The sequence below is a fragment of the Sinanaerobacter sp. ZZT-01 genome (assembly GCF_035621135.1).
Lineage (GTDB): Bacteria > Bacillota > Clostridia > Peptostreptococcales > Anaerovoracaceae > IOR16.
Genome location: NZ_CP141728.1, coordinates 1,156,664 through 1,172,048, shown reverse-complemented (window position 1 = coordinate 1,172,048; position 15,385 = coordinate 1,156,664). Strand labels below are relative to the sequence as shown.

Genomic DNA, 15,385 nt, shown 5'->3' with positions numbered 1-15,385 from the left:
TGTTGACATAATAATCTTTCTACCCTTATTTTGTCAAGAAAAAACAAGGCTTTCCAGTCTTTTTCAATAAGAAGAAGGATTAAGTCAATATTTATAAATGAAATGCATATAGTAAATTATATACATATTGGAAAGGGAGGGAAAAAATGAACCCATTAATAATGGACTTTGGACCGGAACCATACGTAGCGGATCTTGAGACTATTGCAGAATTTAATGATAACTTTCGTTCTGCTTTATGGACGGGAGAGCATCTGCAGGTTGTGCTAATGAGTATTTTGCCGGGAGGAGATATTGGACTGGAAAAACACCCTGATGTAGATCAAGCGATTATTATCGAAAATGGAAGTGGAGTGGTGCAGATGGGCGACTCAGCAGAAAATTTAGATTACGAAGCAGATTTTTATCAGGATTATATTATTATTATACCTGCAGGGAAATGGCATAATGTAATAAATACAGCAGGGATTCCTCTTAAACTGGTCACAATTTATGCGCCGCCGGAACATCCAAGAGGCACGGAGCAAAAAAATAAGCCAATAGAATAATAGAATGCAAAATAAAGCGAGAGTTCTCAAAGAATCCCCGCTTTATCTATTTTTATCACTTGTAATAAATTTTGTTTTTGAATAAAGAGCGTGCATCTGCTATTTTATTTCACCATGCAGTTCATAGCGAAAGCATTGGTCAATTTGATTCTCTTCATTTAAAAAGACAACATGAGGTTTGTGCTCTTTTGCTTCGGATTGATTCATTTGACAATAACACATAATGATTATTTTATCACCGGGTTGTACACATCGTGCCGCAGCACCATTTAAACAGATCATTCCGGAGCCACGTTCGCCTGCGATGGTATACGTTTCAAAGCGGCTGCCGTTATTGATGTCGACAATTTGTACCATTTCATATTCCAAAATATTTGCAGCATCAAGCAAATCCATATCCACAGTAATGCTTCCTACATAATTTAATTCCGCTTGTTTTACAGTAGCACGGTGAATTTTTCCTTTCAACATTGTCAGGTTCATTTTTATTTTCTTCCTCTCTTATTCTGGCCAGAAAAAATTATCAATGAGGCGGGTTTTGCCGATGTATACAGCCATAGCACATAATACGGGACGATTTACTGTCTCAATCAATTGCATGGAGGAAGCATCGACTATATTAATGTAGTCAATTTTTGCTAAAGGTTCTTGTTCAATTTGCCTTGTCATAGCATCAATTAAAACATTACTTGAAGTTTCCCCTTGTAATAAATGCTGCTTACCAAGATTAAGCGCCTGAGAAAGTACAAGTGCAGCCTTTCTTTCATGCGGGTTTAAATAGGTGTTTCTAGAGCTTTTTGCAAGCCCATCTTCTTCACGAATAATAGGGCAGCCTACAATTTTAATATCGAAGTTTAAGTCTCGTACCATACGTTGAATAATAGCCAGCTGCTGTGCATCCTTTTTTCCAAAATAAGCACAGTGTGGTGTCACGATATGAAATAACTTTGTGACAACGGTACACACACCACGAAAATGATTCGGACGGCTTTTCCCGCAGAGTTCTTCGCTGAGTTGTTCCATGTTGACATAGGTGGTATAGTCTTCAGAATACATTTCCTCAGGAGACGGGCAAAATAAGAGAGAGGCACCTGCCTGTTCACATAGCTGGCTGTCTCGATCTAGATCACGGGGATAGGTCTTTAGATCTTCTTTGGGGCCAAATTGTGTGGGATTGACAAAATCACTGACAATCACTCGGTCGTTTTCTTTTACGGCTCTTTCAATCAAACTCTTATGCCCTTCGTGCAGAAAACCCATGGTAGGAACGAATCCGATAGACAGGCCTTCTTCTTTCCAAGCTTTTACATACTTACGAATCTCAGGAATGGTGTAAATAATAGGAATCATGATGTTTCTCCTTTTAAAAGCCTCGTGTTTTAGTATAATTGATCGATAACGGAATCTTCTATGCTGAAGGTGTGTTCTTTTTGCGGGAAGATTCCCTCTTGGACCTCCTCAATGTAGGAAGCAAAGGCTTGCTTCATTTGTGTACCTACATTTATATATTGTTTTACGAATTTAGGTGTAAAATCAGAATACATGCCGATCATATCCTGGTAAACGAGAATTTGACCGTCACATCCGGCACCTGCACCAATACCGATGGTTGGAATGGAAAGTGCTTCACTGATTTTTTTTGCCAGCTTTTCCGGTACGCATTCTAAAACGAGAGCAAATGCTCCGGAAGCTTCAACTTCCCTTGCATCGTTTAGAAGTGCCTGAGCAGCTTCTTGGGTTTTTCCTTGTACTTTGAAACCGCCAAAAGTGTGAATGGACTGAGGTGTCAAACCCAAGTGTGCCATAACCGGAATGGACGCACGTGTAATCGCTTCAATCTCTTTGCAGAAGGATGAACCTCCCTCTAACTTTACAGCCTGAGCACCCCCTTCTTTTATCAGACGTCCGGCGTTGGTGACTGCCTCATTTATACCAGTGTGGTAAGACAGAAACGGCATATCTGCAACAATAAGGGAGTTTTTAGCACCTCTGGCGACAGCTCTTGTATGATGAAGCATATCCTCCATCGTTACAGCAAGGGTATCCTTGTAGCCTAGCATTACCATGCCTAACGAGTCTCCGACTAAAATACCGTGAATACCGGACTGATCCATTAATTTAGCAGTAGAGTAGTCGTAAGCGGTAAGCATACTGAGCTTCTGTCTGTTCTTTTTCGCATCTTTAAAAGTAATTGCCGTATTTTTCATTGAGCCCTTCCTTTCATTTCTTCTAATAATAGCAGTTCTATTTTTTTGTAAGAACGATTTGGATTTTTTTTTCTTGCAATTTTAAGCAATTGTTTCGATAAGATTAAGTAGAGCATGGTTTCTTCTTCTTCCAAGAAATCAAGATGATGTAAAACAGTCTGAATGTCTCCACGTTCTATTGGGCCTGTGAGAGCATCTTCCAGGCTGGTTGTACACAGCTTTTCCATATTTCCAAGCATCAGCGGTCTTAGTGCTTGCTGTGCTAAGTCATCTGAAAAGCCGCAGCGAAGGAGTAAGTTTTGAGAAACTTTTGCAAGTGCAAGCATCTGATTGCTGGCACAGACCGCAGCTGCGTGGTACAGCGCTTTTTTCTCTCCCGAAATGATCTGTACGGAGGAACCTGTGCTTTCAAACATTGTTTTCATCTCGCTTAAATAAAAAAAAGAACCTTCCAGGGTAAAAATTGCCCTTTGAAGCTCCTTGTATGATTCCGTTTGACTGCTGATTGCATAAAGCGGATGTACGGAATAACCGAAAGCTCCCAAGGCTTCGATTCCGTGAAAAACCGATGAAGATAAACAACCACTGCAGTGACATATTTTTTTATTATTAATTGGCAGCTCTTTTATGTCATCCCATAAGCTTTCAATCTCACCGTCAGGTACGGTGAGGAACAGGGTATCACTCACATTTAATAGTGCTTTTAAATCAGAAAAAGCGGATGAATGTGTAAATGCTGCTGCTGATTTTGCAGATTCATAATTTCTGCTGTAATAGCCTGCTACGGGAATTCCGTAAAGGCTGAGGTATTTACCAAGGGAAAAACCAACTTTTCCCGCACCGATAAAACCTATTTTCATGTGTATCACCTCCAATAAGGAGTGACGCACCCGGTCCCATTCCATAGGATATGGGCTGCTTTCTAATAAAAAAATAATTCTGCTTTGGTATAGTTTCCTCTTATAGTTTTCTTGGAATACTACCCATGGGAAGTATAGCATATGTTTTTTTTAGAGACAAGAAGTAAAAAAAAAGAAAAAATTACTTGTTAAAATATAAACAAAAATAATTGTGCATTTTTATAAAAAATATGTGATTACTATATAAAAAACATCAAAATAGTGAAAAAACACAAAGAAATAGAGGGTTTTTCAATACGTATTATTGAAAAGACAAGCAGATTACCGTTAAATTTCAAGGTGTTTGCCCAATGGTGAGTTTGAATTTTCGGTGAATTAGGGTATAATGGTTTACAATTATCATTTTTGGGTATACATATGACCATAAGAAAAAGCGTTATAAAATGATAAGAAAATTATAGAGAATAGGAGGCGACGCTGTTGGCAATTGAGCAGATAAAAAAGATTAAAGAAGCAGAAGAAGAAGCTGACGAACTGCGCAGAAAAGCAACTGCAGAAGCCAAAGAGCTGCGGGCAGGAGCCGAGAAGAAGGCACAGGAATTATTAGAAAATGCTCGTTATGAGGCAGACTGTGCTTATAAAAAGCGCATCGTAAAAGCAGAAGAAGAAGCAAAAGTAGCATATGAGGTCACTATCCACATTGCAGAAAAGGAAAGTCGTGATATCATAGCGAATGCCAGTGTGCATTTAGAAGATGCTGCAGCAATCATTGTAGGAAGGGTTGTGAGTTAAATGGCGATTGTCAGAATGCAAAAGCTTTCTGCCATTGGACTTGGTTCCGGTAAAAAAATCTTAATAGATCAGCTTATGAAGCTGGGTGTTGTTCAACTCAATGTACAAGACAGCAAGATGAACGATGAAGAGTGGGCAGGTTTGGTATCGATTGATGAAAACGATGCGGCAGCTGCGGGAATAGAGGCACGGATGACGGACGCTTCACAGGCCTTAGAAGCAATTGCTAAACATGAAACGACAAAGGCGCCACTTTTTTTTACCAGAAGGAAGATACAACGAGAGCTTTTTCAAAAATTGGTAGAAGAAGACCAAACTGTTGAAAGTCAGATTAAACGAATTAATGAGGCATCAGAGGGAATTACAGAATTAATAAATGAGTTAAATCGGATTGATGTTGCAAAGCTTGCACTATATCCTTGGAGGGACTATGATCTTCCATTGGACGTGCAGGGAACAAAATACTGTGAGTGGATGCGAGGAATGATACCGGCAACGGCCAGTTTATCAAAGCTTCGAGATACATTAGAAGAAAAGACGCCACGCTATGAGTTGCAGTTGGTGGCGAGCGATGCGGAGCAGCAATATATTTCTCTTTTATATTTGAAAAAAGAGAAAGAAGAAATCGAAGAGATTTTGCGGCAATTTGGCTTTGCAGTAAGCCAAGGATTAGAATTGGATGGAACGCCGCAGCAGATTATTTTGAATTATGAAAAGCAAACGGCAGATATAAGAGAGCAGATACGAGAATTAGAGCTGAAAATTCAAAAAGAGCAAGATGGAAAACAAAATATTGAAACATATTATGATAGTCTTGCAATAAAAAAAGATCAGGCATTGATCTTGCGTCGACTTTTGGTGACAAACCGTACTTTTTATTTAGACGGGTGGATGCCAAAGGTTGCGGCAGAAGAGGTAGAAAAATTATTAGAGGATAACGATTGCTGGTATGAAATTACCGATCCTGAAAAGGGAGAAGAGACTCCTGTGCTTATGCAAAATGGCGCATTTTCTGCACCGTTTGAGGCAGTTACAAAACTTTATGCACTCCCCGATTCAAGAGGGATTGACCCTACGTCGTATTTTTCCTTCTTTTACGCATTATTCTTTGGGATGATGCTTAGCGATGCGGCCTATGGCCTTATCATTGCGGTGGCAACGTTTGTTATTTTGAAGAAATATCCGCTTGAAGGAATGATGGCACAGTTGATGAAAATGTTTTTTTATTGCGGTATTTTCACAGTGTTCTGGGGTGTTATGTTTGGAGGATACTTCGGAGATATTGTTACCATTGTCGCCAAGAATTTCTTTAATGCGGATGTAACGATACCGGCTGTTTGGTTCAATCCACTGGATGAGCCGATGAAGATGCTGACGTTTTCCTTTATTTTGGGAGCGATTCATCTGTTCTTAGGTATGGGAGTCAGCGGTTATATGTCGATTCGAGACGGAAGACCGTGGGATGCCGTATTTGACATAGGACTTTGGTATGTCCTTTTGATTGGACTGGTTCTTTGGTTAGGCGGAAAGATGGCGGCACTTGTAGGCCCAACAGCTACTAATATTGGAATGTGGATGACAATCGTGGGTGCTGTAGGCATTTTACTTACCGGAGGAAGAGACAAAAAAGGCCTTGGAAAGCTTACCGGAGGTCTCGGTAGTTTATATGGAATTACCGGGTATTTAGCAGATGTTTTATCGTATTCCAGATTATTGGCTTTGGGGTTGGCAACCGGTGTTATTGCTTCGGTTATCAATACGCTTGGAAGCCTTGCAGGTGGTGGAATCGGCGGAGCAATTTTACTGACAATTGTTTTTATAATTGGTCACGCCTACAATTTGTCCATCAATGCATTGGGTTCTTTCGTACATTCCAGCCGTTTACAATATGTCGAATTTTTTGGTAAATTTTATCAAAGTGGAGGGGAAGCCTTCCAGCCATTTTATGAAAATACAAAATATGTGAAGATTTCGAGGGAGGAAAACTAAATGTTTACAGAAATAATCAGTACACTATTTAATGGAAGTTATGTTGCTATGTTAGGTGCCGCACTGGCTGCTTTGGCAGGTATCGGCAGTGCAAAAGGTGTTGGAATTGCCGGTGAAGCAGCTTCCGCTGTTGTAGCAGAAGATCCGAAAAAGTTTGGTCAGGCTTTAATTTTGCAGGCATTGCCAGGTACGCAGGGTATTTATGGACTGTTGATTGCCTTTTTAATCATGTTGAAAATTGGACTGTTGGGGGGCGCCGGCATGATAAATGTAACAACCGAGCAGGGACTTTATATCTTTGCTTCAGCCCTTCCGATTTTTATTGTAGGTATCATTTCCGGTATTGCGCAAGGTAAAGCGGCTGCTTCTGCAATTATGCTGATTGCAAAACGTCCGGAAGAAATTGCAAAAGGTATGGTTTACACAGCAATGGTAGAAACCTATGCGGTATTAGCGTTATTAATTTCTTTCTTAATGTTAAATGGAATTCAAGTAGGCTAACTCTTGGTGAGAAATAAGGAAGTGGAAGAATGGGCATTGAAAAAATAACAGAACAAATCCTCATAGATGCCAAAGACGATGCCAGAAGAATTTTTGATAAAGGGCGTTATGACAGCCGTGATTTAGAGCGTCAGGCGCAACATAAGATCAAAATTATGCAGGCTGATACAGAAAAACGCAGTGAAGATGATGCGGAAACTCTGAAAATAAGAAAAGATTCCGTCGCTCAGCTGGAGGGACGGAAGCTGCGTCTTAAGGCAAAACAGGAGGTCATTTCCAAAAGCTTTGATCTGGCATTGGAAAAATTATCTAATATGGAAGAAGAAGCGTACCTTAACTTACTGGAGCGGTGTATGAATGAAACCGGGATGGAAAAGGGAGAAATTCTTTTAAATAAAAAAGATCGAGATTTTATTGGGCAAAAACTGGTAAACCGTGTAAATAAAAATGGTTTTCATTTTGTCTTATCGAAGGAAGAAATTTCCGCTAAAGGAGGCTTTCTTCTTCGTGATGGAGCTGTAGAAGTGAATTCTACATTTGAAACGATGATTAATGCCGTGAGGGAAGCGGTAACGCCGGAAGTAGTAAAAGTCCTCTTCAATTAAGAAATCCAACGGAAAGGAGGAAGGACTTTGGGAAATAGAAATATGGATTACGTGTTTGCTTCCGCACGGGTACGCAGTGTAGAAAAAAATCTTCTCAGTCGGGAGAAAGCGGATAAGATGATTGAAAGTAAAACTACCGAGGAGGCATTAAAGGTTTTAAGTGAGCTGGGATATGGGGAAGAAAACAGCAATTTAACACCCTTAGAGTTTAATGAAGTACTATCCGCAGAAATTCAGAGAGCATATACATTTATATTTGATGTAGCTCCTGATAAGAGTGTATTCGATACTTTCTTATACCCTTATGATTATCATAACTTAAAGGTGCTTTTGAAAGCGGAATTTTCCAATACAGAAGCAGAACCGTTTTTAATGGATATCGGAATGATTCCAAAAGCCAAGCTGATTGTTATGGTAAGGGAAAGAAGTTTTATGGATATGCCGGAAGAAATGAAACGTGCGGTACAAGAGGTTATTGATATCTTCGGGAAAACCTCTGATCCACAGATCGTGGACTTTATTTTAGACCGTGCATGCTACCAATCGATGAGCAGGACAGCAGAATGTTCGGGAAGTGAGTATATTCAAGGATATATAGCACTTTTGATTGATACCCTTAATTTAAAAACTTTTGTGCGGCTGCGTGAAATGAAGAAAAACTGGGATTTTTTCTCCAAGGTATTTTTACCGGGAGGAAAGATTGCAGAGAGTTTGTTTATCAGTGGCTATGAAGAAAGCTATGAACAGTTTGCGGAAAAACTTCTGCCGTATGGTTTAAATGAAGCGTTGTCAGAAGGCGCCGTGATGTTAAAAGCAAGCGGGCGTTTTACGATGTTAGAAAAGCTTTGCGACAACCGTTTAATGCAGTATGCGAAGCAGGCAAAGTATATCTCTTTTGGAATTGAGCCATTAGCGGCTTATCTGATTGCGAAAGAAGGAGATATAAAAAATGCTAGAATCATAATGGCTGGTCTTTTGCAGGGACTTTCCCGGGAAATGATAAAGGAAAGACAGAGGGAAGCATATGTTTAAAATAGGAGTCATAGGAGATCATGAAAGCGTTTTAGGCTTTAAGGCAGTTGGTCTTTCCGGATTTCCTTGTGCTGACAGTGCTGAGGCTAAAAAGACGCTTCATCGAATTGCAAGGGAAGACTATGCCATTATTTATATCACAGAAGGCTTATGCAAAGATATGATGGAAGATTTGGATAAATACAAGGATGTGCGTATTCCGGCAATCATTCCGATACCAGGTATGGATGGAAGTTATGGAATCGGAATGCAGAATGTAAGAAAATCTGTAGAACGGGCTGTAGGCGCAGACATTCTTTTTGGGAATGATGAAAGAGAAAAGGAAGGCAGGTGACCTGTGAAGTGAAGCAAGGAAAAGTAGTAAAGGTATCTGGACCACTTGTAATTGCAGAAGGTATGCAGGATGCAGATATGTTTGATGTGGTTCGCGTAGGCGAGCAGGGACTAATTGGAGAAATCATTGAAATGAGAGGCGATGCAGCCTCCATTCAGGTATATGAAGAAACCGCAGGTCTCGGACCAGGAGTAAAGGTAGTTACAACCGGTGCACCGCTTTCAGTAGAGCTGGGACCGGGAATGATTGAAAATATGTATGATGGGATTCAGCGTCCCTTAGAAGACATGTTGAAACAAGCAGGACCTAACATAACGAGAGGAATTGATGTAAAGGCTCTTTCCCGTACAAAAAAATGGAGCTTTGTTCCTTGCGTGAAAACAGGAGATAAAGTAGAGAGTGGAGACATTATCGGAACCGTTCAAGAGACGGTGACCGTATTGCATAAAATTATGATTCCTTACGGAATTAAAGGTACAATCAGTGAAATTAAATCCGGTGATTTCACGGTTGAGGATGTTGTTTGCACAGTTAAAAAAGAAAATGGCACTGCCGTTGAGATTGCTATGCTGCAAAAGTGGCCAGTACGTAAAGGCAGACCATATAAGGAAAAGTTAGTACCGGAAATGCCTTTGATTACCGGGCAGCGTGTTATTGATACCTTGTTCCCGATTGCAAAGGGAGGCGTTGCAGCAGTACCGGGTCCGTTTGGAAGCGGAAAGACGGTTGTACAGCACCAGCTGGCAAAGTGGGCCGATGCAGATATTGTTGTCTATATCGGATGCGGAGAGCGTGGAAATGAGATGACCGATGTACTGATGGAGTTTCCTGAATTAAAAGATCCAAAGTCCGGAGAACCATTGATGAAGCGTACCGTATTGATTGCAAATACTTCAGATATGCCGGTAGCGGCACGAGAAGCTTCTATTTATACAGGAATTACAATTGCGGAATATTTCAGAGATATGGGTTATTCGGTTGCTTTGATGGCGGATTCTACCTCCCGTTGGGCAGAAGCACTTCGTGAAATGTCCGGGCGTTTAGAAGAAATGCCAGGTGAAGAAGGTTACCCAGCTTATTTGGCATCCCGTCTTGCGCAGTTTTATGAGAGAGCCGGACGTGTTATCAGCTTAGGCAAGGAAGGGCGTGAAGGTGCACTTTCTGCGATTGGAGCAGTATCCCCTCCGGGTGGAGATATATCAGAGCCGGTATCTCAGGCAACGCTGCGTATCGTTAAAGTATTCTGGAACTTGGATTCCTCTTTGGCTTATGCTCGTCATTTTCCTGCAATTAATTGGTTAAACAGTTATTCTTTATACATCGACCGCCTTTCCGTCTGGTTTGCAGAAAATGTAAATAAAGATTTCCCGATTCTTAGAGGCGAAGCAATGAAGATGCTTCAAGAAGAAGCAGAGCTTCAGGAAATCGTACAGCTGGTTGGAGTCGATGCGTTGTCTTTTGCTGACCGCTTAAAGCTAGAGGCTTGTAAATCCATTCGTGAAGATTACCTGCATCAGAATGCGTTCCATGATGTGGATACGTATTCTTCCTTAGAAAAGCAGTATATGTTATTAAATTTAATTCTTGAGTTTTATAAGCAGAGCAGAGCAGCGATTGAAAAAGGCGCAGATTATGAGGCGTTGGTTTCTATGCCGGTCAGAGAGTCCATTGGAAGATTCAAGTATGTAGAGGAAAAGGAAGTGGACGTTTACTATAAGGATATTTTAAGTGAACTGACGAAAAGCGTGCAAGAATTAATCAATAAAGGGGGAGAAGACGATGCTTAAAGAGTACAAGACGATATCGGAAGTTGCAGGCCCCTTAATGCTTGTGCGTAACGTGGAAAATGTTACTTTCGATGAATTAGGTGAAATTGAATTGCCTAGTGGTGAAACCAGACAATGCAAGGTTTTGGAGATCAACGGAAGTAATGCTTTGGTACAGCTCTTTGAAAGCGCAGCAGGAATCAATCTCGCTGAAAGCAAAGTGCGTTTCCTTGGGAGAGGGATCGAGCTTGGTGTATCGGAGGATATGTTAGGACGTGTTTTTGACGGCCTTGGGCGTCCAAAAGACGGCGGACCTAATGTTATAGCAGAGAAGCACATGGATGTAAATGGATTACCGATGAATCCGGCGGCTCGTGACTATCCGGCTGAATTTATTCAGACGGGTGTATCGGCAATTGACGGTCTGAACACTTTAGTTCGTGGACAGAAACTTCCGATTTTTTCTGCATCCGGTCTTCCGCATGCTAATCTCGCAGCACAGATTGCAAGGCAGGCAAAAGTGCTTGGAAGTGACAGTAACTTTGCGGTAGTATTTGCCGCAATCGGTATTACTTATGAAGAAGCCGATTATTTCATTTCCGATTTCAAGAAGACAGGAGCCATTGACCGTACTGTTTTATTTACAAATTTGGCAAATGACCCGGCGATTGAACGTATTTCAACACCGCGTATTGCATTGACTGCGGCGGAATATCTTGCTTTTGAAAAAGGAATGCATGTGTTGGTCATTTTAACAGATATTACAAATTATGCAGAGGCTTTGCGTGAAGTATCAGCAGCACGTAAGGAAGTACCGGGCAGAAGAGGATATCCGGGTTATTTGTATACAGACCTTGCTACTTTATATGAAAGAGCAGGAAGAAAAAAAGGTTTTGAAGGTTCGATTACCATGATTCCGATTTTGACCATGCCGGAAGAAGACAAGACACATCCAATTCCGGATTTGACCGGATACATTACCGAAGGACAGATTATTCTTTCCAGAGAATTGTATCGTAAAGGCGTTGTTCCTCCGGTTGACGTACTGCCTTCTTTGTCACGTTTAAAGGATAAGGGTATCGGTAAAGGAAAAACGAGAGAAGACCATGCAGATACAATGAACCAACTATTTGCGGCATATTCCCGAGGTAAGCAGTGTAAGGAATTGATGGCAATTTTAGGTGAGGCCGCATTAACCGATATTGATAAGCTATATGCAAAATTCGCCGATTCCTTTGAAAATGAATATGTTTCACAAGGATACGAAACGAACCGCAGCATTGAAGAAACGCTTAATATTGGTTGGAAACTTCTTTCCATTTTACCAAAAAGTGAATTAAAGCGTATTCGTGATGAATACCTCGACCAGTATTTACCTGAGCAGGATGCACAGGAAAAATAGAAATAGGGAGGTGACGGGGAATGGCAAGATTAAATGTAAACCCCACCAGAATGGTGCTTACCTCTCTGAAAAAAAAGCTGGCAGTGGCTTCTCGTGGACATAAGCTCATGAAAGACAAACGTGATGAATTGATGAAGCGTTTTTTAGAGCTTGCGAGAAAAAACAAAACACTTCGAGAAGAAGTGGAAAAACAGTTGGCAGAGGTTTATGGGAATTTTACAATTGCCAGTGCAGTAATGTCTTCTCAAATGATGGAAGAGGCATTAATGTATCCGAAGCAAGGTGTTTCCATTGAGGTAGGCGAAAAGAATGTAATGAGTGTGGATGTACCGGTATTTGAATTTACTACTACCACAGAGGATTTAACAAACATTTATCCTTATGGTTTTGCATCAACATCTGGAGAACTGGATAATGCGATTTCCCGCTTGTCTGAAGTCTTTCCTGTGATGCTTGAACTAGCTGCGATGGAAAAAGAAGCAAGTCTTTTGGCACAGGAAATTGAAAAAACCAGAAGACGGGTAAACGCTTTAGAGTACATCATGATTCCACAGCTTCAGGAAACCATCAAATATATTAAGATGAAACTGGATGAGAGTGAAAGAGGAAACCAGACACGTTTAATGAAGGTAAAGGATATGATGCTTGAGCAGGCAATCAGACAAAAACAGGCGGAAACGGCTGCTTCCCTGCAAGAATTTAAAGAGCAGGGTTGACAATAGAAGGACTGAAAGACAGACAGATAATGCACGGTGTCAATAAGGGATGTTTTCAGTTTCTAAGAAAGGCCGCAGGATTTTAAAGTCCTGCGGCCTTTCGTTTACCTTAAACCCCGCCTAGAAGGCTGCCGCCATAGGATACAGTTTCTTAAAAAGTGACAAATTGCTGGGGGTGCTATTCCGAAAATATGTGATTATGCCTCTCCTGCAAATCAAAACAGCCCAAACGTGAAAATGTATGCTTCTTTGATACTGCGGAGCAAGCGAGGGGCACAGGCTTTCGTTCCGGTAAGCACTGTAGAAGCGACCTTATAGACTGTCAACCTCAGAATCGTATCCTATAAAAAATTCAGAACCGTCTCTTTTTACGGAGATGGTTTTAGTTTATAATAATTAAATATTTACAAAATTTGCTTTCTGATTAATAACTTAGAAATAACGTGCGATTTCGTAATCAGAGATAGAATGAAATGGAGCTGAATGGATGAACTGGTATGGAGTTGTAATTGGAATGGGGGCATTTGTCATTATTGGCATATTACATCCAGTGGTGATTAAAGTAGAGTATTACTGGGGCAAAAAGGTGTGGCCTGCATTCCTATTGCTCGGGATTGTCTGTAATGCTGTATCACTGGTGGTAGACCATATAGTAGTATCAGTTTTGTTGGCTGTTTTGGGTTTCTCTCTATTTTGGAGCATAGGAGAATTACGGCAACAGGAGGAAAGGGTGAAAAAGGGATGGTTTCCAGAGAATCCGAAGAAGAAATAACCAACTATGAAAGCAGGCCCAAATTGATGAAGTGTATTTACATTACCGTAGGGCTAGTTTTCTTGAGAATCGGACTGTTGGGTGCTGTACTGCCGGTTCTTTTTTATTATTATAACACTCTTTTTGAAAAACTGTATCCTATAATATGCTTTAAATTGTCCCTATGCTAAAGGACACTTGATGCAGTATAATAAAATAACAAAGGCAAAAAAGTCACCAGAGGAGTTAGATGTTATTAACTATCAGCCGCTAATTGTAACAGGAGGTTCATTATGTTTACAGAGAAATTCTTAGAAGTCTTGAAACATGAGGGTGTCGTATCCATTGTAACTTGTGCGAATAATGAGGCGCATGTGGTGAATACATGGAATTCATTTATTGTTATCGAAGGTGATAAAATACTCATCCCGGCCGCCGGAATGAGAAAGACACAAAGAAACATAGAACAGAATGACGATGTCAAAGTCACGTTAGGCAGCAGAGAGGTTGAGGGCTATCAAACGATGGGGACAGGCTTCTTAATCGAAGGTACAGCTCGTTTTCTGGAGTCTGGCCCGGAATTTGATAGAATGAAACAGAAGCTCTCTTTTCTTAACAGAGTTTTGGAAATCACAGTAAAGAGTGCAAAGCAGACATTATGAATCAGCTTGACTTCTTTTGAGTAACCAGAGTGAATAAAGTGCTTTATATGATATACCTGCGGCAGCAATCTCCACTTGCTAAACTTGTGGGGTTGCTGTTGTTTTGCTTTTCAGGTTGCTATCAATTTCAACCTTGTAGGCAGGCTTTAAGGTAAACGAAAGGCCGCAGGACTTTAAAATCCTGCGGCCTTTCTTAGAAGCTGAAAACATCCTTATTGACGCGGTACATTATCTGCCTGTCTTTTGTTTGCTTTTATTCCTCTTTGTTTAGGGGCGAGTGATATAAAAATTTTTAAAATCATTCTTTCTGCTCTTCAAAGCTTATTATAGTAAAAATTAGTTACTTATGGTATGATGAGGTATACTTTTCAGGATAAGAGAAAGGGGGACAGAGTGGATACACAGCAGAAAAATCACATTAATTCCATTCTTCGAGCAATTGAATTATTGAATTTATTTGGCAAAGATGCAAAGGAAATGGGGATTTCCGAAATTTCAAGAAAGATGAATTTACATAAAAGCAGTGTGTATAGAATTGTAAAGACATTGGAATTCGCCGGCTGGTTAGAGCAAAATTCTGTAACTGATAAATATAAGCTGGGTATGAAGATTATGGATGTTGGCAGTACAATCTTAAAGACCTACGATTATAAAGACGTAATATCCAAAGGTATGAGAGAGCTTATGGCAGAGGTTCACGAAACGATTGTGTTGTCTACGTATACTGACCTGTGCGGAATCTGCATTGATTTGATTGAAGCCGAAAACTACATCACCTATACGTCAAAATTGGGACATAAAACACCGGTATATAGCGGAGCTACCGGAAAAATTTTATTGGCCTATCAAAGTGAAGAAGAAATTCAAAGAGTGATTGAGCATGGCTTGACTCGGTTTACGCCAAATACGATTTCAAACGAAGAAGAGCTTAGATCAAACTTAAAGGAAATACGTGAAAAGGGATATGCAACCAGCTTTGAGGAAACAGACCCTGGTGTATCGGCAATCGGTGGCCCTATTTTTAATGGAAAAAAAGAGCTAATCTATGGGATTAGTATTGTTGGACCTACAGAACGATTAAAGCAAAAAAACATAGAGCATTTGATAGAATTGGTGATAGAAAAAAGTAAAGAAATTACTCAAAAAATAGAAAATATTAGTTATTAAAATGTTAACCGTCTGAAAAGAGTGAACCGCTCTGGCTGGACTGAACCCCAAAT

17 protein-coding genes and 1 pseudogene are annotated in these 15,385 nt (G+C 40.4%); 14 read left to right on the top strand and 4 right to left on the bottom strand.

Annotated elements, in window-relative coordinates; genetic code table 11:
- Positions 1 to 146: 146 nt before the first annotated feature.
- Positions 147 to 548: a cupin domain-containing protein gene (locus U5921_RS05710; RefSeq protein WP_324825498.1), complete on the top strand. Its 402-nt coding sequence runs from the start codon at positions 147 to 149 to the stop codon at positions 546 to 548.
- A gap of 99 nt (positions 549 to 647) precedes the next feature.
- Here U5921_RS05710 and panD read toward each other — a convergent pair whose 3' ends face one another.
- The 4 genes from panD to U5921_RS05690 are packed head-to-tail and all read right to left on the bottom strand — an operon-like array spanning position 648 to position 3,660.
- A complete protein-coding gene (panD, locus tag U5921_RS05705; RefSeq protein WP_324825497.1) occupies positions 648 to 1,031 on the bottom strand; it encodes an aspartate 1-decarboxylase in 384 nt (127 codons plus the stop codon).
- Between the two features lie 18 nt (positions 1,032 to 1,049).
- Positions 1,050 to 1,895: a pantoate--beta-alanine ligase gene (gene panC / locus U5921_RS05700; RefSeq protein ID WP_324825962.1), complete on the bottom strand. Its 846-nt coding sequence runs from the start codon at positions 1,893 to 1,895 to the stop codon at positions 1,050 to 1,052.
- Positions 1,896 to 1,927: 32 nt separating this feature from the next.
- Positions 1,928 to 2,755 (bottom strand): 3-methyl-2-oxobutanoate hydroxymethyltransferase, encoded by an 828-nt coding sequence (panB, locus tag U5921_RS05695; protein ID WP_324825496.1) that lies wholly within the window; start codon positions 2,753 to 2,755, stop codon positions 1,928 to 1,930.
- Positions 2,752 to 3,660, bottom strand: a complete 909-nt coding sequence (locus tag U5921_RS05690) for a Rossmann-like and DUF2520 domain-containing protein (RefSeq protein WP_324825495.1) — start codon at positions 3,658 to 3,660, stop codon at positions 2,752 to 2,754. The genes panB and U5921_RS05690 overlap by 4 nt, the downstream gene beginning before the upstream one ends.
- Before the next feature lie 435 nt (positions 3,661 to 4,095).
- Between U5921_RS05690 and U5921_RS05685 the strand changes: the two genes are divergently transcribed.
- The 13 genes and pseudogenes from U5921_RS05685 (at position 4,096) to U5921_RS05625 (ending at position 15,332) form a co-directional block, all read left to right on the top strand.
- Entirely contained in the window at positions 4,096 to 4,407 is a 312-nt protein-coding gene (locus U5921_RS05685) for a hypothetical protein (protein ID WP_324825494.1), read from the top strand.
- Positions 4,408 to 6,396 (top strand): V-type ATP synthase subunit I, encoded by a 1,989-nt coding sequence (locus U5921_RS05680; protein ID WP_324825493.1) that lies wholly within the window; start codon positions 4,408 to 4,410, stop codon positions 6,394 to 6,396.
- A complete protein-coding gene (locus U5921_RS05675) occupies positions 6,397 to 6,897 on the top strand; it encodes a V-type ATP synthase subunit K (protein WP_324825492.1) in 501 nt (166 codons plus the stop codon). It begins immediately after the preceding gene.
- 29 nt (positions 6,898 to 6,926) lie between these two features.
- On the top strand, positions 6,927 to 7,502 hold the full coding sequence (locus tag U5921_RS05670; RefSeq protein WP_324825491.1) for a V-type ATP synthase subunit E: 576 nt from the start codon (positions 6,927 to 6,929) through the stop codon (positions 7,500 to 7,502).
- A 27-nt stretch (positions 7,503 to 7,529) separates the two neighbouring features.
- Positions 7,530 to 8,534, top strand: a complete 1,005-nt coding sequence (locus U5921_RS05665) for a V-type ATP synthase subunit C (RefSeq protein ID WP_324825490.1) — start codon at positions 7,530 to 7,532, stop codon at positions 8,532 to 8,534.
- On the top strand, positions 8,527 to 8,868 hold the full coding sequence (locus U5921_RS05660) for a V-type ATP synthase subunit F (RefSeq protein ID WP_324825489.1): 342 nt from the start codon (positions 8,527 to 8,529) through the stop codon (positions 8,866 to 8,868). Before U5921_RS05665 ends, U5921_RS05660 begins: the two co-directional genes overlap by 8 nt.
- Positions 8,869 to 8,876: 8 nt before the next feature.
- Positions 8,877 to 10,655, top strand: coding sequence for a V-type ATP synthase subunit A (locus tag U5921_RS05655; RefSeq protein ID WP_324825488.1), 1,779 nt, complete (start codon positions 8,877 to 8,879; stop codon positions 10,653 to 10,655).
- Entirely contained in the window at positions 10,648 to 12,036 is a 1,389-nt protein-coding gene (locus U5921_RS05650) for a V-type ATP synthase subunit B (protein WP_324825487.1), read from the top strand. Before U5921_RS05655 ends, U5921_RS05650 begins: the two co-directional genes overlap by 8 nt.
- 20 nt (positions 12,037 to 12,056) lie before the next feature.
- Entirely contained in the window at positions 12,057 to 12,752 is a 696-nt protein-coding gene (locus U5921_RS05645) for a V-type ATP synthase subunit D (protein WP_324825486.1), read from the top strand.
- A gap of 218 nt (positions 12,753 to 12,970) precedes the next feature.
- Positions 12,971 to 13,099: pseudogene (locus U5921_RS05640) on the top strand (Ada metal-binding domain-containing protein); the annotation flags it as partial.
- A gap of 140 nt (positions 13,100 to 13,239) precedes the next feature.
- Positions 13,240 to 13,524 carry a DUF4491 family protein gene (locus U5921_RS05635; RefSeq protein ID WP_324825485.1) on the top strand — a complete coding sequence of 95 codons (285 nt, stop codon included), beginning with the start codon at positions 13,240 to 13,242 and terminating at the stop codon, positions 13,522 to 13,524.
- 272 nt (positions 13,525 to 13,796) lie between these two features.
- A complete protein-coding gene (locus U5921_RS05630) occupies positions 13,797 to 14,165 on the top strand; it encodes a pyridoxamine 5'-phosphate oxidase family protein (RefSeq protein WP_324825484.1) in 369 nt (122 codons plus the stop codon).
- A gap of 393 nt (positions 14,166 to 14,558) precedes the next feature.
- Positions 14,559 to 15,332 carry an IclR family transcriptional regulator gene (locus U5921_RS05625; RefSeq protein WP_324825483.1) on the top strand — a complete coding sequence of 258 codons (774 nt, stop codon included), beginning with the start codon at positions 14,559 to 14,561 and terminating at the stop codon, positions 15,330 to 15,332.
- The last annotated feature ends 53 nt before the right edge of the window (positions 15,333 to 15,385 follow it).

Excerpts from the sequence above, each read along its gene's own strand:
- U5921_RS05710 (WP_324825498.1), top strand. The coding sequence starts at position 147 with ATGAACCCATTAATAATGGACTTTGGACCGGAACCATACGTAGCGGAT.
- panD (WP_324825497.1), bottom strand. The coding sequence starts at position 1,031 with ATGAACCTGACAATGTTGAAAGGAAAAATTCACCGTGCTACTGTAAAA.
- panB (WP_324825496.1), bottom strand. The coding sequence starts at position 2,755 with ATGAAAAATACGGCAATTACTTTTAAAGATGCGAAAAAGAACAGACAG.
- U5921_RS05690 (WP_324825495.1), bottom strand. The coding sequence starts at position 3,660 with ATGGAATGGGACCGGGTGCGTCACTCCTTATTGGAGGTGATACACATG.
- U5921_RS05680 (WP_324825493.1), top strand. The coding sequence starts at position 4,408 with ATGGCGATTGTCAGAATGCAAAAGCTTTCTGCCATTGGACTTGGTTCC.
- U5921_RS05675 (WP_324825492.1), top strand. The coding sequence starts at position 6,397 with ATGTTTACAGAAATAATCAGTACACTATTTAATGGAAGTTATGTTGCT.
- U5921_RS05670 (WP_324825491.1), top strand. The coding sequence starts at position 6,927 with ATGGGCATTGAAAAAATAACAGAACAAATCCTCATAGATGCCAAAGAC.
- U5921_RS05660 (WP_324825489.1), top strand. The coding sequence starts at position 8,527 with ATGTTTAAAATAGGAGTCATAGGAGATCATGAAAGCGTTTTAGGCTTT.
- U5921_RS05650 (WP_324825487.1), top strand. The coding sequence starts at position 10,648 with ATGCTTAAAGAGTACAAGACGATATCGGAAGTTGCAGGCCCCTTAATG.
- U5921_RS05645 (WP_324825486.1), top strand. The coding sequence starts at position 12,057 with ATGGCAAGATTAAATGTAAACCCCACCAGAATGGTGCTTACCTCTCTG.
- U5921_RS05635 (WP_324825485.1), top strand. The coding sequence starts at position 13,240 with ATGAACTGGTATGGAGTTGTAATTGGAATGGGGGCATTTGTCATTATT.
- U5921_RS05630 (WP_324825484.1), top strand. The coding sequence starts at position 13,797 with ATGTTTACAGAGAAATTCTTAGAAGTCTTGAAACATGAGGGTGTCGTA.